Here is a 21,757-nt window from a genome sequence, read left to right on the forward strand (position 1 = left end):
CGGCCGATTTCGCGGAGTCAGCCGAGGAGGGCGGCGATGATGACGAGAGCCGGAACGGAGAGCACGGTGGTGATGAAGACGGCATCGCGCATGAGCGCCTCGGATTGTCGGTACTGCATCGAGTAGATGTATACGTTCTGCGCGGTCGGCAGCGCGGAGGTGACGACGATGGCGAAGAGGTCGACCCCGTCGTAGCCGAGCAGAGGGCCGCCGATGGCCCAGGCGATGACCGGCTGAGCGATGAGTTTGGCGCCGGTGATGTAGCTCAGCTGTGCGCGGCTGCCCTTGACGGGGATTCCCCACCCGTCCTTAAGCGAGATGCCGAACGCCAACAGGGCACCCGGGACCGCGGTGGCGCCGATCATGTCGATGGGCTCGAAGACGAAGCGCGGCAGCTCGAAGCTCGTCGCCGATGCGGCCACACCGGCTGCAGCACCGAGGACGATGGGGTTCTTGAGGACTTGGAGGATCGCGGAGTACCAGTGCGAATCATGCTGCTTCTTGCCCGCTCCGTCGAGCACGGCCATGCCGATGGGGGCGAGGACGAGCAGCTGGAAGAGCAGGACCGGGGCGACATAGCCGATGTCGCGGAGGACATAGGCGGCGATCGGAATGCCGAGATTGCCGATGTTGACGTAGCTGGTCGCCCACGCGGAGAACATCGCCTCTCCGGTGCTGCGCTTTCTGATCCACTTAGTGAGGACGAAGAGAGCGGCACCGACGATGAGCGCCGAGCCGCCGGTGGCGAAGAGCGCGGTGTTGAAGATCAGCCCGAGGTCGGTCTCGGAGACTGTGACATAGAGCAGCGTCGGGGTGCCGGCGTAGAAGACGAGCTTCGCGATGACCTGCTGACCGTGCGGACCGAGAACGCCGGAGCGGCCGAGGACGAACCCGACCAGAATGACTCCGGCGATGACGGCGAAACCTTCGAATACGGCCAGCATGGGCTGCTCGGCTCCTCGCTTCCTGCGTCTGGGAGTGCCGCGGTCAGTCTGGTGCGGCTGGTGTCAGTCCCGTAGAGCGGGTATCAGTTCGGGACGGTCGGGATCGTCGCCGGGCGGAATCCGCGGCGGGGTGCGGAGGTCGGGCCTCCTCGGCGGTGGGGTCAGTCCGCCTCGGCGATATCGGAGACGACATAGGAGGCTGCGGCGCTGACCGCACTGACGGCGAACACGGCCGGCCATGCGCCGATCTTCTTCGCCAGGGGATGGGAGGCGCCGAACCCGCCGAGGTAGGCCAAGCTCAGTCCGGTGGCGGCGGGCCAGCCCTTCTTCACATACCAGGAGCGGGCGGCGTAGGCACCTGCCGCGGCGAGGACGACTCCACCGAGGGGGCGGATTCCGGTCTCGCGGGCGGTGAGGAAGCCGCCGATGAGGCCGACGGCGACGAGTGGGGCGGTGGAGACTTCGCGTGCATCCTTCATACGCACCAGTTTAGGCGTGCAGGTCAGCGGACCGGACGGCGGTCTCATAACGCGGCATGCGCGGTGGGCGTGCGCGGTGTCGATCGGGAGCGCAGGCGGAACCGGTCAGGAGGTCCGGGAGGTTGAGCGGCTGGAGAGCCTCAGAGCAGGCTGATCTTGATGACCGAGGCGATGCTCAGCACCGAAATGAGGCACACCGAGGTGGTGAGGAAGATGACCGCCCACGGCGACGGCCGACCGCGTTCGGCCCGAATCGAGACCGAACCTAGCCGGTAGCGTCTGACCTGCATGGCGATGGCGACGATGGCCATGCCCATGCACACGACGAAGAGCGCCACCGACCAGCCTTGGAAGACGTGGATGAAGCGCATGAAGATGAGGCTGACGACCGTCATCGTCAGACTCGTGCGCAGCCATGATTGGACGGTCCGTTCCGGCTGCAGAGCCGGATCGTCATGCGGCTGCGGTCGCGGTGAGCGGGTCGGCATCACAGTAGGCCGGCGAACACCAGGACGAGGAGACCGGCTCCCAGCGCCGAGGCGAGGCTGACGATGGGGATGATGAGCGGCAGCGGCAGCGAGGTCTTGCGACGCATCGCCGATTCGATGCGATGCCAGCGGACGGCGGCACCGGCGGCGAGGATGAAGCCGATGACCATGAGCACGATCGACAGGGTCGCCCGCAGACCGGTGCCGAAGATCTCCGAGGTGAAGGCCTCGACGGCGATTCCGCCGCCGATGAACGCCAACGCGGTGCGGATCCAGGACAGGAAGGTCCGCTCGTTGGCCAGGGTGAAGCGAGGATCGGGGTCGACTCCGTCGGGGAAGACCCGTCGGGCGATGCGGCTGCGGGAGTCCTGCGACGAATTGTTCTCACTCACCCTTCGAGGATAACCGTAGACGGCGCAGAGATGGTGTGGAAGCCTATGCTCATGAGCGACGACGAGACGATGAAGTCCTTCCTGCAGGAGTCCCTGCGCCGGGGTCGGACGAACCTGCGATGGAAGCTGTCCGGACTCGATGAGAGGTCCCTGAGGTGGCCGCGCACCCCGACCGGATTCAACCTCCTCGGCGCACTCAAACACATGGCACAGGTCGAGATCGTCTACTTCGGCGACACTTTCGGCCGAACCTGGCCGAACCGGGAAGAGGTCGTCAGCGACGCGGACATCGACCTCGATCCGCAGGCCGACTGGTGCGCGACCGAGTCCGAGACGACCGCGTATCTGCTCGACTTCTACACTCGCGTCTCAGACTTCGCCGACGAGACCATCGACTCGCTCAGCCTGGATTCGCCGGGACGGGTGCCGCATTGGCCCACGGGCCGCGACGAGACCACCTTGGGACAGATCATGGTTCACGTCCTCGTCGACCTCACCCGGCATGTGGGCCAGATCGACATTGTCCGGGAAGGCATCGACGGCGCCGCCGGACTCTCCGAGGCAGCTCCGAACCTGCCGGAGGACTTCGACCACGACACGTATCTCGAACGTCTGCGAACCATCGCCGACCGTTTCTGAGGCGCGGCGGGACGGGGCCGACCGTCGCGAGGGATGGTGACCGATGACACGACAGCGCCGTTGTCACCTATCATGACTGTGGACATGCTGAGACCGCTGCGCCGCCGAAATGCGGGAGAACCCGATGGAGGATCCCCGACCGCTCGGTGAGTCTGTGCGCGGCCGAAGATGAAAGCGAAAAACTCCATGAGTGAGCAGTCGAACGGTTCCGGCCCCGGCTACGGGGGCGACGCAGAGACCGTTTCCGGAATCGAAGAGGCCTCCGGCCCGGCCAAATGGAAGGTCATCGGTCCCGGCCTCGTCGTCGCGGCCACCGGCGTCGGTGCCGCGGATATGGTGGCGACCCTGGTGGCCGGCAGCCAGTTCGGCTACGGACTGCTGTGGGCAGTGATCGTCGGCGTCATCCTCAAGATCGTCCTCGTCGAAGGAGCCGGCAGGTTCAGCCTCGCGACCGGAAAGACGATCTTCGAGGGGTGGCGATCGCTCGGCCGCTGGACTACGTGGTACTTCGGGCCGTACATCATCATCTGGGGCTTCGTCTACGGAGCCACGGCGATGAGTTCGGCGGCGCTGCCGCTGGCCGCGCTCTTCCCCGGCCTCAACCTCACAGTGTGGTCGGTGCTCATGGGCCTGGCCGGCTTCGTCATGGTGTGGTTCGGCCGCTACGGCGTGTTCGAGAAGATCACCGCCGTTCTCGTCGGGATCATGTTCATCACCGTCGTGGGGCTGGCGATCATCGCCGCGCCGAACATTCCCGATATGCTCACCGGGCTGATCCCCATCATCCCCGAGGGCGGAGTGATCTACACGCTCGCGCTCGCCGGAGGAGTCGGCGGCACCATCACCCTGGCCGCCTACGGCTACTGGCTGCGCGAGAAGGGCTGGCACACTCCGAAGTGGATGCGGGTGATGCGCATCGACAACTCGATGGCCTACGTGATGACCGGCATCTTCGTCATCGCTATGCTCATCGTCGGTGCCGAGGTCGTCCGTGCCGCGGGAGTCTCGATCTCTGCCGAGGACAAGGGACTGCTCGACCTCGCCGACGTCCTCAAAGCCCGTTACGGCGAGGTCGTGGGCATAGGCTTCCTCGTCGGATTCTGGGCCGCTTCCTTCTCCTCGATCATCGGAGTCTGGAACGGAGTGTCCCTGATGTTCGCCGACTTCTGGGGCCATATGCGCAAGAAGCCGGGCGGACATCCCGACACCCTGACCGGCGGCAAGTACTTCAAGTTCTATGTGCTGTGGCTGACGTTCCCGCCGATGCTGCTGTTCATCCTCGGCAAACCGATCGGACTCATCCTCGCCTACGGCGTCCTCGGCTCGCTGTTCATGCCGTTCCTCGCAGTCACTCTGCTCGGCCTCCTCAACGGCAAGAAGATCCCCAAGGAATGGGCCAACAAGCTGCACACGAACATCGCTCTGGCGATCACAGCACTGCTGTTCATCATCCTCGGCATCCAGCAGCTCTACTCGGCGCTCGCCCCACTCTGGGGCGGCGGGGAGTAACCCGCCTGGGCGGGGCCGAGTCTGGGCATTGCCGCTAAGCTGGGAGACGCAATGGCAGAAGAGAACCCGACCCCGTCGACCACCCCAGCGAACACGAATCCAGGACGGCCGCCTCGGCGCGGGAAGAACGGACGTGGGCGTTCGCAGCAGCGACGCAGAACCACGGCAGCGCACCATCAGCAGCGCCGAGCCCGGCTCAAGGACGCCCGCGCTGCCCATCCGGTCACCGTCACCTACCCCGAGGATCTGCCGGTCACCGCGGCGAAGGACGAGATCGCCGAGGCGATCCGGGACAACCAGGTCGTCATCATCGCCGGCGAGACGGGATCGGGAAAGACCACCCAGCTGCCGAAGATCTGCCTCGACCTCGGCCTCGGGGTCGACGGACTCATCGGCCACACCCAGCCTCGGCGCATCGCCGCCCGGACTGTGGCCGAGCGCATCGCCGACGAACTCGACGAGGAGCTCGGCAGCACCATCGGCTACCAGGTGCGGTTCACCGCGCAGGTCGCCGATTCCACCCGGGTGAAGGTGATGACCGACGGCATTCTGCTGTCCGAACTCTCACGCGACAAACTGCTGCGCGACTATGAAGTCATCATCATCGACGAGGCGCACGAACGCAGCCTCAACATCGACTTCCTCCTCGGCTATCTCAAGGAAGTGCTCGACCGACGTCCCGACCTCAAGGTCATCATCACTTCGGCGACGATCGACCCCGAATCATTCTCCGCTCACTTCGCCGACGCTCCGATCATCTCCGTCGAAGGCCGCACCTTCCCCGTCGAGGTCCGGTACCGGCCACTCGGGGACGATCCTGCCGATGACGATGTCGACGGACCCGGCGAATCCGGGAACTACGAAACCGGAGTCGAGGAGCAGACCGACGGAATCATCGCCGCCGTCGATGAACTCGCAGCCGAGGCACCCGGCGACATCCTCGTCTTCCTCTCCGGCGAACGGGAGATCCGCGACACCGCCGACGCCTTGAGTGACCACCTGCGCAGACGTCCGCGGATGAGCAGCTGGGAGGTCGTGCCGCTGTTCGCCCGACTCTCGGCGGGGGAGCAGCAGAAGGTCTTCCAACCCCATTCACGACCTCGCATCGTCCTGGCCACGAACGTCGCCGAGACCTCGCTGACGGTGCCCGGAATCAAATACGTCATCGACGTCGGCACCGCCCGCATCTCCCGCTACTCCAACCGCACACGGGTGCAGCGACTGCCGATCGAGCGGATCTCCCAAGCCAGTGCGAACCAGCGCAAAGGCCGCTCCGGACGCACCAGTGACGGCATCTGCATCCGCCTGTACTCGGAAGACGACTTCGACTCGCGTCCCGAATTCACCGATCCGGAGATCCTGCGCACGAACCTCGCCAGCGTCATCCTGCAGATGGCCTCACTGGGATTCGCCGCAAGCGATCAGGAGATCCTCGACTTCCCGTTCCTCACCCCGCCAGAGGCCAGGGCCGTCCATGACGGACGGACGATGCTCACCGAACTCGGGGCGCTGACCAGCGACTCGGCAGGGAAGATCCACGTCACCGAGATCGGTCGGAAACTCACCGTGCTGCCGATCGACCCCCGCCTGGCTCGGATGGTCATCGCCGGGGCGGAGGCCGGCTGCGGGGGAGAGGTCACCGTCATCGTCGCCGCGCTGTCCATCCAGGACCCCCGGGAACGTCCGGCCGAGGTCCGAGCCGCCGCCGATGAGAAGCACGCCCGATTCACCCACCGAGGCAGTGACTTCCTGTCCTACCTCAACCTCTGGAACTACCTGCAGAGTCTGCAGGCGGACATGGGATCCTCGAAGTTCCGGCGCCGCTGCAAGGACGAGTTCCTCAACTTCGTGCGCATCCGCGAATGGCAGGACCTCGTCGGTCAGCTGCGCTCTCTGCTCGGCTCGGCCGGCATTCGCATCGAGAGATCCGTCTGGCAGCCGGGCGACGATGCCGACACGGCCGGATCCGCTCTCGATGGCGACGGGGGCAAGACGAATGCTGCCGGGCCCGGTGACGGCTCCGACCGTGGACAAGGCGGTCGCAGTGGTCGTGGTCGTGAGGGGCAGAATGCTCCTGGCGGTCAGGGCACCCGTGGCGGTCGGGGCGAAGGAAGCGCTCAGGGCGGACGAGGTGCGAACGGCAAGATCGGATTCGCCGAGCTCAGCGCCGCCAAACGCAGCGCGAAGAAGCAGGGCGCGACCGGTCCGGCCGGGGACACCGGGAAGCAGGTGGCGGCTGCCAAACTCGACCCGCATGCCGCCGCCATCCACCGGTCCCTGCTCACCGGTCTGCTGACGATGATCGGCTCACGGTCGGAGCGGCACAAGGACTATCAGGGAGCTCGCGGCACCCGATTCGCGATCTTCCCCGGATCCGGACTCTTCAAGGTCAACCCCGACTTCGTCATGGCTGCCGAACTCGTCGAGACCTCCCGCCTGTGGGCTCGCACCGTGGCCGCGATCGACCCGGACTGGGTCGTCGGAGCCGCCGGTGACCTGGTCACCCGCCAACATTCGGATCCGCACTGGTCGACGAAGGCCGGCGCATCGATGGTGTACGAGAAGATCTCCCTCTACGGGGTCACTCTTGTCAGCGACCGTCGCGTCGGCTACGGCACCATCGACGCCGAGGCCGCCCGGGACGCGTTCATCCGCAAGGGTCTCATCGAAGGCGACTGGCACGAACGCTTCGGCTTCCTCGAACACAACGCGGCCGTCATCGACGAGGCCGAGGAACTGGCTTCGCGGACACGGAACCGTCGCGTGCTCGACCAGGACGATGCCCTCTACGAATTCTTCGACGAACGGATTCCGGAGGGGATCACCTCGGCGGCGGATTTCCGGGGGTGGTGGAAGAAGCAGAAGCGACGGGACGCGCACCTGCTCGACCTCACCACCTCGGTGCTGCTCAGCGACGACAGTGAGGAGCTGACCGCCTCGGTGGCCTCGGATTTCCCGATGGAATGGGAACTGACCGACGGTACGCGGGCGAAGCTGCGCTATTCCTTCGACCCCGGCAGCACCGAGGACGGGGTGACCGTGGAGATCCCCGCCGAGGCGGTGCCCGCGGTCGACGCGGACGAATTCAGCTGGCAGGTCCCCGGCCTGCGCGAAGAACTCGTCGCCGCCTATATCCGGTCATTGCCGAAGAGCAAACGCCGCTACTTCGTTCCCGCTCCCGACGTCGCCCGCGAGATTCTGCCGGCGCTCACCCCATACCAGGGAAGCCTGCCGGAGGTGCTCGCCGCGTACTTGAGTGAACGCGCCGGCGGGGGAGGGCTGAACGACCTCGTGCCGATCACGGTCACCGCCGACGATTTCGACCGATCGCGGATCCCCGCCCATCTGCGGCTGACCTTTCGGGTCGTCGATGGGAAGAAGACCGTCGGTCTCGGCGAGGATCTGTCTGCTCTGAGAACGAAAGCCACACCCCAGGTGCGCAAGGCCCGCCAGAAGCAGAGCGCGTTCACCCCGAAGACCGGCCTGACGGACTGGTCGTTCGGTGAGCTGGCCGATCCCGATCAGGCCGCAGTCGGTGTCGTTCCGGGGCTCGCGGACCGTGCGAGCTCGGTCGACCTCGTCGCCTTCGACACAGCAGCGCAGGCACGCTTGGCCACGCGAGAAGCGATCATCACCCTGCTGGGCCAGCACACGTCTGATGCGCTGAAGTACCTGCAGGACGGGCTGACCACTCAGGAGAAGCTCATCCTCGCCGGTCATCAGAAGACCGCCGACGAGCTCCTGGGCGGGCTGATTCGAGTCGGGATCCGCGGTCTCGTCGTCGAACGGTTGGGGCCGGCCGAGACGTCATGGGTGGCCAACGCCGATGAGTTCGCGCAGCTGCGCAAGGACGTCGACGCCGAGCTGCCGCTGACCTGTTCATCGCTGCTGCCGCATCTGATGAAGGCTCTGCAGGCGGCGACCGAGCTCTACAAACTCGTTTCGAAGGCATCCTCGTTGGCGATCCTGTCCAACCTCGCCGATGTGCAGGCGTGGCGAGCCTCCCGGACGACCGCAGCCGCCATTGCGGCGATGACTCCGCAGATGCTGCGCGAGCTGCCCCGCTGGGTGCAGGCCGAAGTGGTGCGCATCGGCGGAATGCAGGACTCGCCGATCCGTGACAAGCAGCTCATGGATCGAGTCACCGGCTGCAGCAGCGATGTGGTCAAGAAGATCGGCAATCGATTCCCGGCACTGGCGAAGGCCGAGTGGCCGCAGCTGATCGTGTCGCTGCCTGCCGAATGGGTCGAAGTCGTTGTGATGCTCGAAGAGCTGCGGGTGTCGCTGTTCGCGAATTCGCTGGGCACGGCACATCCGGTGTCGGAGAAGCGCATCGCGAAGGCTCTCGCCCAGCTCTGACCCGAGCATCCCTCACCGGCAGCGGCACAACACCTGGTTGCAGAGGGGCGTTGTGTCACGAAGAGTGAGTGACGCGCGAGTACCTGTAGGAGAAGTCGCCAGCGGGAGGTGTTGCCGCCAAACGTAGGAATTGCGAGGACCTGTGTGGGTCAGCGGCCGTCTCGGCAGCGGGTGAGGGTCAGACGTCGGCGAAGAAGCCGCTGCAGAGCCACCACAACGGCAGAGCTCCGGCGGCAAGAAGGGTGGCGACACTCCACCAGATGCGCCACTTCCACGTGCGACGGCGAGTGCCGATGAAGAGGAACGCGAGATAGAAGATGAGGCAGAAGGCCCCGGACAGGCTGAGCAGCACCATCCCGGCCGCCTCGCTGCCGGAGGTGCCGAGATCGAAGAGGTACTTCGTCGTCTGCGCTATCTGCCAGGAGAACCAGATCGCCGCGCACAGCAGCGGGACACCCAGGACCCCCGCGACGATGAGCGGCAAGGCTTTGAGCCAGCGTTCCTTCGGCTCCGAACGGCCGGCGTATTCGACGAATTCCTCAGACATCGCCCCCAGCATATGGGCCGATTCCGACAGGACGCTGGATACAACGCCCACGGGCCTCCTCGCACATACGGTTCCGGGCGCCGGACGCCCGGCACAAGCTGGCCCCACACTGTGACTGAACGGACACGCCGGAAGGGCGCGAAGAACGATAGGATATTGCGGTGACTTCTGGCCAGTATTCCGTCAAGGACATCCGACACGAGGCGTCCCGCCGCCGCACGTTCGCTGTCATCTCCCACCCCGACGCGGGCAAATCGACGACCACCGAGGCGCTCGCCCTCCACGCTCGCGCCATCGGCCAGGCCGGAGCCACCCACGGCAAGGCCGGTCGCCGCGCCACCGTCTCCGACTGGATGCAGATGGAGCAGGACCGCGGAATCTCGATCTCCTCCGCCGCCCTGCAGTTCGAGTACCGCGACGCCGTGTTCAACCTCGTCGACACCCCTGGCCACGCCGACTTCTCCGAGGACACCTACCGTGTGCTCTCCGCCGTCGACTGCGCCGTCATGCTCATCGATGCCGCCAAAGGCCTCGAGGCGCAGACGATGAAGCTCTTCGAAGTCTGTGCCCATCGCAACATCCCGATCATCACGGTCGTCAACAAGTGGGACCGTCCCGGCCTCGACGCGCTCGAACTCATGGACGAGGTTCAGCAGCGCACCGGCCTACTGCCCACCCCGATCACCTGGCCCGTCGGCCAGTCCGGAGACTTCCGCGGAGTCCTCGACCGCACCAGTGGCGAGTACACGAAATACACCCGCACCGACGGAGGCGCCACGATCGCCGGTGAGGACACCTACACGTCCGAAGCGGCCGCTGACCTCGAAGGCGATGCGTGGACGACCGCTGTCGACGAGTCCGATCTGCTGGAGATGGAAGACCAGAACCACGACCAGGAGACCTTCCTCGCCGGCAAGTCGACCCCGGTGATGTTCGCCTCGGCCGTGCTCAACTTCGGCATCCACAAACTCCTCGACCTCCTCGTCGACCTCGCCCCGCCCGCCGAGGCCCGCCTGGACAAGGACGACCAGCCCCGCCCCGTCGACGATCCCTTCTCCGGATTCGTCTTCAAGGTACAGGCCGGAATGGACTCCCACCATCGCGACCGACTCGCCTACATCCGAGTCTGTTCGGGAGTCTTCGAACGCGGAACCGTGCTCACTCACGCCAGCACCGGCAAGCCCTTCGCCACGAAATACGCTCAGCAGGTCTTCGGTCGCGACCGCGATGTCGTCGACGAAGCGTTCCCGGGAGATGTCGTCGGATTGGTCAACGCCTCCGCCCTGCGCGTCGGTGACTCCCTCTACCTCGACAAAAAGGTCGAGTTCCCCGGCATCCCGACGTTCTCACCCGAACACTTCATGGTCATCCGCGCCAAGGACTCCTCGAAGTACAAACAGTTCCGACGCGGCATCGAACAGCTCGACCACGAAGGCGTCATCCAGGTGCTGCGCTCGGATCTGCGCGGTGATCAGGCACCCGTGCTCGGCGCCGTCGGACCCATGCAGTTCGAAGTCGCCGAAGACCGGATGACCAACGAATTCAACGCTCCCTGCACCCTGGAGCGCCTCAACTTCTCCCTCGCCCGACGCACCACTCCCGAATGCGTGCCGACCCTGGCCCGGGAACGCTCGGTCGAGGTCCTCCACCGCTCCGACGGAGAGCTGCTGGCGCTGTTCTCCGACCGGTGGCGGCTGCAGGGCGTGCAGAAGAACCACCCCGACCTGGTCCTCGAACCTCTGGTCGTCAGCTGAGACGAGCTCTGCCGCGATCGGATGCCGGTGTCCGGCATTTTGACGCGGAGATTATTATGGATAGTTGGGGCCGAAGCGAAGCCCCGCAGGGCGAACCGCCCGCGTGGGACATTCCCGCCGCTCGGTGAAACCCAAACAGACAAAGGAGAATTGTGGGAACGAAATCGATTCGAGTCGCGATTGCCGGACTGGGCAACTGCGCCTCGTCCCTGATCCAAGGCGTGGAGTACTACCGGAACGCGTCGCCCGGGACGAAGGTTCCCGGCCTTATGCACGTGGAGTTCGGGGACTATCACGTCGGTGACATCGATTTCGTTGCCGCCTTCGACGTCGACGGCAAGAAGGTCGGCGTCGACATCGCCGAGGCGATCACTGCCAGCGAGAACAACACCATCAAGCTCGCCGATGTGGAGCCGACCGGCATCGAGGTCCTGCGCGGACCCACCCTCGACGGGCTCGGCGAGTACTACCGCGACACGATCGTCGAATCCGATCGCGAGGCCGTCGACGTGGTCAAGGCTCTCAAGGACGCCGAGGCGGATGTGCTCGTGTGCTATCTGCCCGTCGGTTCGCAGAAGGCCGTCGAGTTCTATGCTCAGGCTGCGATCGACGCGAAGGTCGCCTTCGTCAACGCCCTGCCCGTGTTCATCGCCGGCACCAAGGAATGGGACGAGAAGTTCCGTGCCGCCGGTGTCCCGATCGTCGGCGACGACATCAAGTCCCAGATCGGTGCGACCATCACCCACCGTGTGATGGCGAAGCTGTTCGAAGACCGCGGCGTCGTCCTCGACCGGACCTACCAGCTCAACGTCGGCGGCAACATGGACTTCAAGAACATGCTCGAGCGGCAGCGCCTCGAATCGAAGAAGATCTCGAAGACTCAGGCCGTGACCTCGAACACCTCCGCCCAGCTGTCCGACCGCGACGTCCACATCGGACCCAGTGACTACGTCGAATGGCTCGACGACCGCAAGTGGGCCTTCGTCCGCCTCGAAGGCCGCAACTTCGGCGACGCCCCCGTGTCCCTGGAATACAAGCTCGAGGTGTGGGACTCGCCGAACTCCGCCGGCGTCATCATCGACGCCGTACGTGCGGCGAAGATCGGCCTCGACCGCGGAATCGGCGGAGCCCTCATCTCCGCCTCCTCGTACTTCATGAAGTCGCCCCCGGAGCAGCAGGACGACGACGCCGCCCACGAAGCCGTCGAAGCGTTCATCCGCGGCGACCTCGAGCGCTGATATCGCCGAGGCGGCCCACCCTTATCTGAGGTGCTGAGTCGCCTGCCGGCTGAGAGGGCGCCGATCGCAGATACCTGCGGTCGGCGCCCCGGTCTATTCATCGACGTCGATGTGAACGGAACCGCACGACCGCCTCGGCGAGGTGCGGAGCGAATGTGCATCCGGTATTTGAGATTCCCGTGACACAACGCCGATTGTCCATGAGACTTGCACCTTGAGGTGATCGCTCTCACATGAGCTGCACCTGGCTCAACGCATTCGACTGCGCCGCCCTGACCGAGGAGAACCGATGTCGAGCACCACACCTGCGACCGCAGAGACGAGGAAAGACAGCTCCGAGCTGAGCTGGCTGATGCGGGTCCTCGTCATCATCGAGAAGGCCGGCAACAAGCTGCCTCACCCGTTCTGGCTGTTCCTCTCGCTGGCAGTCATCGTCATGATCCTCTCGGCGATCTTCGCGTCCACCGGGCTCAACGCCGTCAACCCGGCAACGGACGAGAAAGTGACGGTGACGAATCTCTTCTCCACCGAGTCGCTGCGTGAGATCGTCGCGGGAGCCACGAACAACTTCGTCACCTTCCCGCCTTTGGGACTCGTCCTCATCGTGCTCATCGGCGTAGCCGTGGCCGAGCAGTCCGGACTCATCCCGGCGATGCTGCGCGGAACCATCGCCGGAGCCTCGCCGAAGTGGATCACGTTCATCGTGGCCCTGGCCGGAACCGCCTCATCGATCGCCTCGGACGCGTCCTACATGATCATGATTCCCCTCGGCGGACTCGCGTTCAAAGCCGTCGGCCGCAATCCGCTGCTCGGCTGCCTCGTCGCCTATGCCGCGACCTCGGGAGGCTATTCGGCGGCTCCGATGGTCAACTCGCTCGACACGATCCTCGGCGGCCTGTCCACCTCGGCCGCCCAGATCATCGACGCCGACTACTCCGTCAGCCCGGTCGCGAACTTCTACTTCAACTTCATCTCCATGTTCGTCGTCGCTGCCGCGGTGACCCTGGTGACCGAGCTGGTTCTGTCCAAGCGAGCCGACCAGATCGAACTCGACGAGGAGACCGACGACGATCCTGACAACTTCGACGTCAAAATGGCCCTCGACGCCAACGAGAAGCGCGGAATCATCATCGCCGTTGTCGCCATCGTCATCTGCGCGGCGGTGCTGTTCGCCCTCGCCTGGCCCGCCGGGTCATTCCTCCGCGATGAAGCCGGAGGCTTCGGTCCCGATTCGGGTCTGATGGCCGGAATCGCCGCGATCATCGGCTTCGGCTTCTTCATCGTCGGCATTGTCTACGGCTACGCCACCGGATCGATCAAGCACACCGCCGATATCCCGGAGATGATGGGCAAGGGGCTGCTGCCGTTCGTACCGGTCATCGTCCTGTTCTTCGCCGCCAGCCAGTTCCTCGCGCTGTTCAAGATGTCCAACCTCGGCGAGATCATGGCGATCAAGGGTGCCGAGGTCTTCGGGGCGCTCAACACCGGACCGTTCGTCATCCTCCTCGGTGGATGGCTGCTCGTCGCAGTGGGTGCACTGTTCCTCACCTCCGGCTCGGGACTGTGGACGCTCATGGCACCGGTGCTCGTCCCGATGTTCATGCTGCTGTCGATCTCCCCGGAGACCACACAGGCTCTCTACCGCATCGGTGACTCGACGACGAACATCATCTCCCCGATGAGCCCGTACTTCGTCGTCGTCCTCGGCTTCATCCAGCGATACAAGAAGGATGCCGGCATCGGCACGGTGCTCTCCTTCACGATCCCACTGTCCTTCGCCATGTTCATCCTGTGGGGACTGCTGTTCTTCATCTGGTGGGCCACCGGAATTCCGTGGGGACCGGGTGCGGCCACTCACTATCAGATGGGCTGAGTCGGTCACCCGATGGGCCGATCCGGGAATTCTCGCGCATGATCGGGTGTTGTCCACCACAGCATCACGATCGTGCAACGACGGACGCTGCAGGCGGGAATCCTCAGTTCCCGTCCAGACCGTCCGGTTAGACTGTGACCGTGAACGATCATCTGTGTAGCCTGCCGGCTGCGCATATTCTACTCAGATCGAAAGGATCTCGACCGTGAGTAACCCCATGATGAACCGGGCTATCAACCAGGGCGCCCAGGCTGGACGCAATCAGCCGGTCATGTCCGATCAGGAGCTCAACAACCTCTTCAACCAGCCTGCCGCGGAGAACCGCAACGCCGGGCCCCAGGTCGCCGACCGTGCGATGACCTATGACGATGTGATGATGAAGACCGGTGTGCTCTTCGCCATCCTCCTCGCCGGTGCCGTCGTCGGCTGGCTCGTGCCTGTCCTCGCCCTCCCGGCGATGCTCATCGGCCTCGTCCTCGGCCTCGTCAACGCCTTCAAGAAGGAACCGAACAAGGCCCTGATCATCAGCTATGCCGCGTTCGAGGGTGTGTTCCTCGGCGGCATCTCCGCGATCTTCGAGTCCATGTACTCCGGCATCGTCGTCCAGGCCGTGCTCGCCACTCTCAGCGTCTTCGCGATCATGCTCGCCCTCTTCAAGTTCAAGGGCGTGCGCTACGGCTCGAAGATGATGAAGTTCATGGTGATCGCCGTCGGCGGCTACGCGATCTTCTCGATCGTCAACCTCGTCTTCGGACTGGCCTTCGGAACCGGAGGGGTCCGCAGCATGGAGATCTTCGGAATTCCGCTGGGCATCGTCATCGGCCTCGTCGCCACAGTGCTCGCTGCGATGACACTGATCATGGACTTCCAGATGATCGAAGAGGGCGTCAAGCACAAGATCCCGGAGAAGTACTCCTGGGTGTGCGCGTTCTCGCTCATGGTCACCCTCATCTGGCTCTACGTCGAAATCCTGCGCCTCATCTCCTACTTCAGAGACTGAGAGACGTGACCGCCCCACAACTGTGGGTCGCGGCCGAACGCTGAACGAAGGGCGGATCCCCAAGAAGGGGGTCCGCCCTTCACCGTCCGTTGCGAGCTGCCCATTGCTTGTGATCACTTTTCTGCCTATCGTCTGAGATACCGACGAGAAGCGTCGGCGGACCGTCTCCATCGTTGCAAGGCGGACCAAAGACCTCATGGCCTGAGAGGACGATTCGATGACGAATCCGATGCGCGGTGTGTTCGCCGTTCCGACGACCCCCTATACCGACGACGGAGACCAGAACCTCGACGCCCTGGGCGGTCGTATCGAGGAGGTGCTCGCCTCAGGAGTGACCGGGCTTCTCGGCCTCGGCGCCACGGGGGAGGCGCTGGCACTCAGCGCCGCCGAGCGGGAAGCACAGATCAAGACCATCGTCTCCGCCGTCGACGGTCGGGCGCACGTGGTCATCGGCTGTATGGCCTACACTCCGGCGCAGATGTCGGCCCAGATCTCGGATGCCGCCGGCTGGGGCGCCGACGCCGTCATGGTCACCCCTCCCTTCTACGGCGGACTCGAACCAGACGCCGTCATCGCCGCCTTGCACCCGGTGCTGACCGCGTCCGAACTGCCGGTCATGGTCTACAACAATCCCCACTCCACCGGCACCGACCTGCTCCCGGACCACCTCGCCGCGCTCCAGCAAACCGGCCGACTCTGGAGCGTCAAAGAGACCTCCGGCGAAGCCACAAGGATCCGGGAGCTGCGCGACCGCCTCGGCGAGGACACCGAGATCTTCGTCGGGGCCGACGGAATCGCCCTCGAGGGCTTCGCCCAGGGCGCCAGCGGCTGGGTGGCGGCCTCGGCGTGGCTGCTGCCCGATCACTGCCAGAGACTGTGGGAGCTGGCCGACAGCGGTGATTGGGCCGGCGCCGTCGACCTATGGAGAAGCCTCGGGCATGCCCTCGGACTCATCGAGGGTGACTCCGCCTTCATCTCACTCATCAAACAGGCGCTCGGCCGAACCGGTCACGAACAGGGACCGGTGCGTCCACCCCTGCCGACAGCCGGTCCCGACTCATTGGCATCGCTGCTCGACGCGATCGCCGAACTGGAGAGGAAACACGCAGCATGAGTCCTACGTCTTCAACTGACAGCACCCTCGTCGACCGCGGTCGAACCACGCTTCGGGCCATCATCGACGGCAATTTCGGACAGTGGATCGGCGGCCGCGCCGTCACCGGCACCGGCGACGAGATCGGTCTCATCTCACCGAGCGACGGAACAGTGATCGGAAGCCTGTCCGCGGCCAGCGTTCAGCAGCTCGATGACACCGTCTCCACAGCGCGCACCGCCTTCAACGAGGCCGACTGGGCAGGAGACGCGAAGCTGCGGGCGCGGGTGCTGCGTCGCCTCGCCGACCTCGTCGAAGCCGATGCCGCAGAGATCGCCTACCTCGACGGCATCGAAGCCGGAAAGGTCGCCCTCGGCGGCGTCGAGGAAGACGTCCCCGATGTCGCCGCGAACCTCAGACTGAGCGCCGACCTCATCTCGCGCGACGACGGACGCTACCTGCAGAATCCTGACGGTTGGGGCTGGGTGACGAAGGTGCCCAGCGGGGTCGTCGGAGCGATCCTGCCGTGGAACTATCCCGTGGCCATGCTCGGCTGGAAGATCGCCCCGGCGCTGGCCGCCGGCAATGCGATGGTCGTCAAGACCTCTGAGGATTCGACGCTCAGCGCCCTCCACCTCGCCAGGCTCGCCACCGAGGCAGGGGTGCCCGACGGCATTCTCAACGTCCTCACCGGCACCGGCTCAGCGATCGGCGCCGCGATGGGTCTGCACAACGACATCGACGTGCTCACCTTCACCGGTTCGGGACCCGTCGGCAGGTCCTTCCTCGAGTCCTCGGCCCGTTCGAACCTCAAGAAGGTGTCCCTCGAACTCGGCGGACGGGCCGGTTATATCGTCGACTCCGCACACGCCACGGATTTCGAGGCGATCGCCGCCGACATCGCCGGTGCGTCCTTCGGCACCAGCGGCCAGAACTGCACCGCCGCCTCTCGGGTGATCTACGTCGGCGACGATGACGAGAGGTTCGCCGAGTTCCGCACCGCACTCATCACCACGACCGAGGCACTCACCGTCGGCGATCCGTTCGACGCCGATACGGACGTCGGCCCGGTGATCAATGCTCGCGCCCGCGATCGCATCACCGCCTGGGTCGACGAAGCCGTGGAGAAGGGAGCGCGGATCCTCAACACCCGTGCCGACGTCCCCGACATCGGCACCTGGTATCCGCCGACCGTCATCGAAGGCGTGCCCGATGCCAGCGAACTCGGCCGTGGAGAGATCTTCGGCCCCGTGACCCAGCTGCTGCGACGCACCAATCGCGACGACGCTGTGGACCTCATCAACGGCGAACCCTATGAGCTGGCGTCGAGCGTGTGGTGCGAGGATATCGCCCAAGTGCGGTGGTGGGCGAGCCGGATCCGCGTGGGCACCCTCGCGATCAACGGCTACAGCGAAGGCACCGAAGCCACGCCGTTCGGCGGACTGCGACAGTCCGGATTCTGGGGCCGCGACAACGGCCCGGAAGCCCTGGACACCTATCAGGAGACCATGACCGTCTGGGTGGCCGACACCTGATCATCGTCTGAGGTTCCGCCGCTGTTCCCATCGACGAGGACTATCATGAGTCCATGACCACGGCAGCGGCGGAACTCGAGACCGAGGTGCGCCGACTGCGCATCCGTATCATCTCCCTGACCACTGCCCAACTCGACGAGGCGGCCCCACCGGCGCCGAGCAGACGTGCAGTCATCCGTGAAGCCCTGGCCGAGTTCTCATGGATCGGCTCCGAGGCCCGGCCGGTCTCCGAACTCGGAGATCAGACCCTCGCCGACCAGGTCGTCGTGCTCCTCGAACACGGACTGCGTTCTGCTCAGGCACTGCCCGAACCCGCTCGCGAGAACCGCATCAGTGCCCTCACCGAGGCGGCCGTGCGCCTGCGTCGAAACCTGGCCTGAGCATGAGGGAGAAGGAGGGCCTGGTGGGGAGCACTCAGCGCACGTGGCCCTCTGTGCTCGCCGGGGTCGTTGCGACACTCATCTATTTCGGCACGGCCGAACTCATCGCCCGCAGCCTGGACGTGGCGTCGGCTCCTGCTCTGCTCATCGGCCAGGCACTCATCCCGCTGATGCCGACCGTGCTCATCAAGTCCGCGATCGCGGTCTTCGGCACTCACGACAAACTCGCCCTCGTCATCACCATCGTGGCAGGAGGGGCGGGGTGCGGTGCGACCATCGGGTGGATCGGCGCTCGCCGTCGCGGTCTGGCGCTCGTCCTGCTCATCGGTTTCGGCCTGCTGCCTGCCGTCGTCGGCTTCAGCTCCGGTGCCGGGCTTGTGGCCACCCTGCCGAGTCTCGGCGGAATCGCCGCCGGGGCCGCAGCCTTCCTCGTCCTCCTTCACCTCGCGACAGTTCCGGCTCGCACCGGTGGAAGCACTGAAGCTCGCGCCGATACCGAGGATGCAGGAGCCGACAAGCAGCATCGAACTCCGGCCAGGCCGGGTCGACGGGCCTTCTTCGGGTTGGCCGCGGGACTGAGCGCGGTCGGCATCGCCGCCATCGCGGCCGGGCAGTCCGCGGCCACACTGGCCCGCAGTGCGGCAGGCACGGTGACGAAGCTCGTCCTCCCACGGCCGGCCGTCTCGGTGCCGGAGATTCCCACCGGAGCGGAACTCGACGTTCCCGGACTGACCCCGCTGGTCACCGAGACCCAGGATTTCTACCGCATCGACACAGCGCTCTTCCCGCCGTCGATCGACGCAGGAACGTGGATGCTGCGCGTCCACGGCATGGTCGAGCACGAGTACACGATCACGATGGCCGAACTCCTCGACCTCCCGCTCCAGGAGCACTATGTGACCCTGGCGTGCGTCTCGAACGAGGTCGGCGGCGAGCTGGTGGGCAATGCGAAATGGCTGGGCTATCCGATCCGGGACCTGCTGGCACGAGCGAAACCGCACTCCGGCGCGGACATGGTGCTCTCGGGCTCCGATGACGGATTCACCGCCTCCACCCCGCTCGAAGTGCTCACCGACGATCGGGCGGCGCTGCTGGCCGTAGCCATGAACGGTCATGCTCTGCCACGCGATCACGGATACCCGGCACGCCTGGTCGTCCCCGGACTCTACGGGTACGTCTCGGCCACGAAATGGGTGACCGATCTCGAAGTCACCCGGTTCGCGGACAAAGAGGCCTATTGGACGACGCGCGGCTGGGCCACACACGGACCCGTGTTGGTGGCTTCGCGCATCGATGTGCCCCGCCCCGGTGCCACTGTCACGCCCAAAAGCGGCGACCGGGTCGTCACCGCGGGCATGGCCTGGGCACAGCACACAGGCATCGAGAAGGTGCAGGTGCGCATCGACAACGGCGACTGGGCGGAAGCGGAACTCAGCGAGGAACTCACCGCCGACACCTGGCGCCAGTGGCGGTGCGAGCACACGGGACTGAGCACCGGCACGCACACGGTCAGCGTGCGCGCGGTCGATCAGGACGGAAACGTGCAGACCTCGGAACGCCGGCCCTCCATTCCGGGTGCCGCGACGGGACTCCACGAGCGCCAGTTCACCGTGGAGTGAGCCCGCGCTGCGGAACGGACATGCGCATCGGACCGACAGGTCGGTCAGACAGTCGTGCCCCGCGTTCCCACGATGCGAACTTGGCGCGGCAGTCTCAGGCTTCTCGCGATAACTTGTAATCTCACTCACATCATCTGTATTCCCGCATCACAACGAGGTGGTCAACGTGTTCGGTCTTCCGACGGCAACGGTCGTCATCATCGTCGGCATCCCCGCGATCTGGGTGATCTACACCCTCGTCTTCGTCTTCCTCTCCCGAGGTTGGAAGGCCGAGGACATGGCTGAGGATCAGGCCCTGGCGAGAACCGCGAACGGAGCCGACGGACGAGACGGCGGGGCCGCCTCGGCGAATGGAAACGGGGGAGCGGCATGAACATCGAAACCTGGTTCCTCGTCATCTACTTCGTCGCCATGGCCGGGATCGGCGTGTGGACGCTCAAGATCGGGTCGAAGGGCAGCGAGGGATATCTGCTCGGCGGTCGTAGCCTGGGCGCTGCGGTCACGGCTCTGCGCCTGCAGTCGTCGTCGATGTCGGGGTACATGTTCCTCGGCGCGGGATCGCTGGCGTATACGAAGGGATACTTCTCTCTGTGGTACGCGATGGGCGACATCGGCGGCGGTGTCCTCAACCTCTCGATCCTGGGTCGGCGGATGCGCAAGCTCTCCCAGATCCTCGGGTCACTCACCTCGATCGAATACCTCGAACATCGGTATCCGTCGAAGTGGATCCGCGCGATTGCCGCGCCGGTCGCCCTATTCTGCATCTTCTTCTACGTGATGAGTCAGTTCATCGCCGGCGGGCGCGGACTCGAGATGGTCACCGGCATTCCATATGCCTGGGCGCTGCTCATCGCCGTCGGCGTCATCGTCTTCTACACCTTCCTCGGCGGCTACCTCGCCGTGGCCTACACCGACTTCGTGCAGGCGATCATCATGCTCATCGGCATGGTCTGGATCCTCATCGGATGTCTGCAGGCCGTGGGCGGGTGGACAGCCGGCAACGAGGCGGTCGGACAGATCAACCCGAACCTGCTGACCATGTGGGGACCGGACGGGATCGAATCCGTCCAATGGGGAGTCATCGTCGGCGCCGTCCTCGTCTTCTCCATCGGCTATATGGGCTGGCCGCATGTTAACGTCAGCCACATGGCGATGAAGCGGCCCTCGGTGGCCAGGCGCGCCAGCCTCTACGCCACCGGCTTCAACCTGCTGTTCATCCCCGCTCCCTACATCGTCGGTATCATGGCGCTCGTCCTGCTGCCGACTCTGGACAATCCCGAGCTCGCGGTCTTCGAAGTCGCAGACACTGTGCTGCCGAACTTCGCCGTAGGCATCGTCATGGCCGGAATCATGGCTGCGATCATGTCCACAGCCGACGCTCTGCTGCTGCAGTCGGGCACAATCGCCAGCCAGGATCTGTTCCAACGCTTCTTCAAGAAGGACATGTCCGACCAGCAGTCCGTCTGGGTCTCCCGGTTCACCGTTCTCGTGCTGGCGATCATCGGCTACTTCGTCGCCGTGAACGATCCGCCGGCCGTCGCCGAGGTGGTCATCTTCTCGACCACGGTGCTCGGTGCCGCGTTCGTCCCCGTCTACATCGCCGCCGCCTGGTGGAAGAAGGCGAACGTGCCCGGAGCGATCTGGTCGATGATCGCCGGCACCGTGTCGTCCGTCGTCTGGCAGCTGACGGGACTCGTCGACGTCACAGGAGTCGACCCGATGGGAGTCGGCATCGTGTGCTCGACCCTGGCCCTCATCCTCGTCTCCCTGGCCACTCAACGTTCGCATCCGGTGCCTGCCGACGTCCTTGAAGCGATGAAGGAAACCGACAAGATCGGCGCGATCCCAGCACACATGCTCACCGGTCAGAACGATTCCCTGGCCGGTCAGGTTCCGAAGGACGTCTGA

18 protein-coding genes are annotated in these 21,757 nt (G+C 65.1%); 13 read left to right on the top strand and 5 right to left on the bottom strand.

Annotated elements, in window-relative coordinates:
• Positions 1-17: 17 nt before the first annotated feature.
• The 4 genes from ACOZ9V_RS06575 to ACOZ9V_RS06590 form a co-directional block, all read right to left on the bottom strand.
• Positions 18-944 (bottom strand): AEC family transporter, encoded by a 927-nt coding sequence (locus tag ACOZ9V_RS06575; protein ID WP_434594554.1) that lies wholly within the window; start codon positions 942-944, stop codon positions 18-20.
• A gap of 161 nt (positions 945-1,105) precedes the next feature.
• Positions 1,106-1,423 (bottom strand): hypothetical protein, encoded by a 318-nt coding sequence (locus ACOZ9V_RS06580; RefSeq protein WP_229663872.1) that lies wholly within the window; start codon positions 1,421-1,423, stop codon positions 1,106-1,108.
• Between the two features lie 140 nt (positions 1,424-1,563).
• The gene (locus ACOZ9V_RS06585) at positions 1,564-1,911 is read right to left on the bottom strand and encodes a DUF202 domain-containing protein (RefSeq protein ID WP_139907387.1); all 348 of its coding nucleotides are present in this window, start codon (positions 1,909-1,911) and stop codon (positions 1,564-1,566) included.
• The gene (locus tag ACOZ9V_RS06590) at positions 1,911-2,303 is read right to left on the bottom strand and encodes a YidH family protein (RefSeq protein WP_139469651.1); all 393 of its coding nucleotides are present in this window, start codon (positions 2,301-2,303) and stop codon (positions 1,911-1,913) included. Before ACOZ9V_RS06590 ends, ACOZ9V_RS06585 begins: the two co-directional genes overlap by 1 nt.
• A gap of 51 nt (positions 2,304-2,354) precedes the next feature.
• On the opposite strand from ACOZ9V_RS06590, the gene ACOZ9V_RS06595 reads away from it, so the two are divergent.
• The 3 genes from ACOZ9V_RS06595 to hrpA all read left to right on the top strand — a co-directional run bounded on the left by ACOZ9V_RS06595 (position 2,355) and on the right by hrpA (position 8,810).
• Positions 2,355-2,942: a DinB family protein gene (locus ACOZ9V_RS06595; protein WP_420097526.1), complete on the top strand. Its 588-nt coding sequence runs from the start codon at positions 2,355-2,357 to the stop codon at positions 2,940-2,942.
• 186 nt (positions 2,943-3,128) lie between these two features.
• The gene (locus tag ACOZ9V_RS06600) at positions 3,129-4,451 is read left to right on the top strand and encodes an Nramp family divalent metal transporter (RefSeq protein WP_218973669.1); all 1,323 of its coding nucleotides are present in this window, start codon (positions 3,129-3,131) and stop codon (positions 4,449-4,451) included.
• Between the two features lie 51 nt (positions 4,452-4,502).
• A complete protein-coding gene (gene hrpA, locus ACOZ9V_RS06605) occupies positions 4,503-8,810 on the top strand; it encodes an ATP-dependent RNA helicase HrpA (RefSeq protein WP_434594560.1) in 4,308 nt (1,435 codons plus the stop codon).
• A gap of 178 nt (positions 8,811-8,988) precedes the next feature.
• On the opposite strand, the gene ACOZ9V_RS06610 is transcribed toward hrpA, so the two are convergent.
• A complete protein-coding gene (locus tag ACOZ9V_RS06610; protein ID WP_434594563.1) occupies positions 8,989-9,357 on the bottom strand; it encodes a hypothetical protein in 369 nt (122 codons plus the stop codon).
• 161 nt (positions 9,358-9,518) lie between these two features.
• Here ACOZ9V_RS06610 and ACOZ9V_RS06615 point away from each other — a divergent pair, with 161 nt between their 5' ends.
• From ACOZ9V_RS06615 to ACOZ9V_RS06660, 10 genes are all read left to right on the top strand, one after another.
• Positions 9,519-11,111: a peptide chain release factor 3 gene (locus ACOZ9V_RS06615; protein ID WP_181270306.1), complete on the top strand. Its 1,593-nt coding sequence runs from the start codon at positions 9,519-9,521 to the stop codon at positions 11,109-11,111.
• A 152-nt stretch (positions 11,112-11,263) separates the two neighbouring features.
• On the top strand, positions 11,264-12,349 hold the full coding sequence (locus tag ACOZ9V_RS06620) for an inositol-3-phosphate synthase (protein ID WP_101545123.1): 1,086 nt from the start codon (positions 11,264-11,266) through the stop codon (positions 12,347-12,349).
• Positions 12,350-12,638: 289 nt separating this feature from the next.
• Positions 12,639-14,222 (top strand): AbgT family transporter, encoded by a 1,584-nt coding sequence (locus ACOZ9V_RS06625; protein WP_259356557.1) that lies wholly within the window; start codon positions 12,639-12,641, stop codon positions 14,220-14,222.
• Between the two features lie 217 nt (positions 14,223-14,439).
• On the top strand, positions 14,440-15,222 hold the full coding sequence (locus ACOZ9V_RS06630; RefSeq protein ID WP_434595364.1) for a Bax inhibitor-1/YccA family protein: 783 nt from the start codon (positions 14,440-14,442) through the stop codon (positions 15,220-15,222).
• Between the two features lie 217 nt (positions 15,223-15,439).
• Positions 15,440-16,336, top strand: coding sequence for a dihydrodipicolinate synthase family protein (locus tag ACOZ9V_RS06635; protein ID WP_434594568.1), 897 nt, complete (start codon positions 15,440-15,442; stop codon positions 16,334-16,336).
• Positions 16,333-17,850, top strand: coding sequence for an aldehyde dehydrogenase family protein (locus ACOZ9V_RS06640; protein WP_434594570.1), 1,518 nt, complete (start codon positions 16,333-16,335; stop codon positions 17,848-17,850). The genes ACOZ9V_RS06635 and ACOZ9V_RS06640 overlap by 4 nt, the downstream gene beginning before the upstream one ends.
• A gap of 53 nt (positions 17,851-17,903) precedes the next feature.
• Positions 17,904-18,230 carry a hypothetical protein gene (locus ACOZ9V_RS06645; RefSeq protein ID WP_434594573.1) on the top strand — a complete coding sequence of 109 codons (327 nt, stop codon included), beginning with the start codon at positions 17,904-17,906 and terminating at the stop codon, positions 18,228-18,230.
• Between the two features lie 23 nt (positions 18,231-18,253).
• Positions 18,254-19,849: a molybdopterin-dependent oxidoreductase gene (locus ACOZ9V_RS06650; protein ID WP_434594576.1), complete on the top strand. Its 1,596-nt coding sequence runs from the start codon at positions 18,254-18,256 to the stop codon at positions 19,847-19,849.
• Between the two features lie 166 nt (positions 19,850-20,015).
• Positions 20,016-20,222 (top strand): hypothetical protein, encoded by a 207-nt coding sequence (locus ACOZ9V_RS06655; protein WP_139907397.1) that lies wholly within the window; start codon positions 20,016-20,018, stop codon positions 20,220-20,222.
• The gene (locus ACOZ9V_RS06660; RefSeq protein ID WP_434594579.1) at positions 20,219-21,757 is read left to right on the top strand and encodes a sodium/proline symporter; all 1,539 of its coding nucleotides are present in this window, start codon (positions 20,219-20,221) and stop codon (positions 21,755-21,757) included. Before ACOZ9V_RS06655 ends, ACOZ9V_RS06660 begins: the two co-directional genes overlap by 4 nt.

The sequence above is a fragment of the Brevibacterium sp. 1718 genome (assembly GCF_051131255.1).
GTDB lineage: Bacteria > Actinomycetota > Actinomycetes > Actinomycetales > Brevibacteriaceae > Brevibacterium > Brevibacterium sediminis.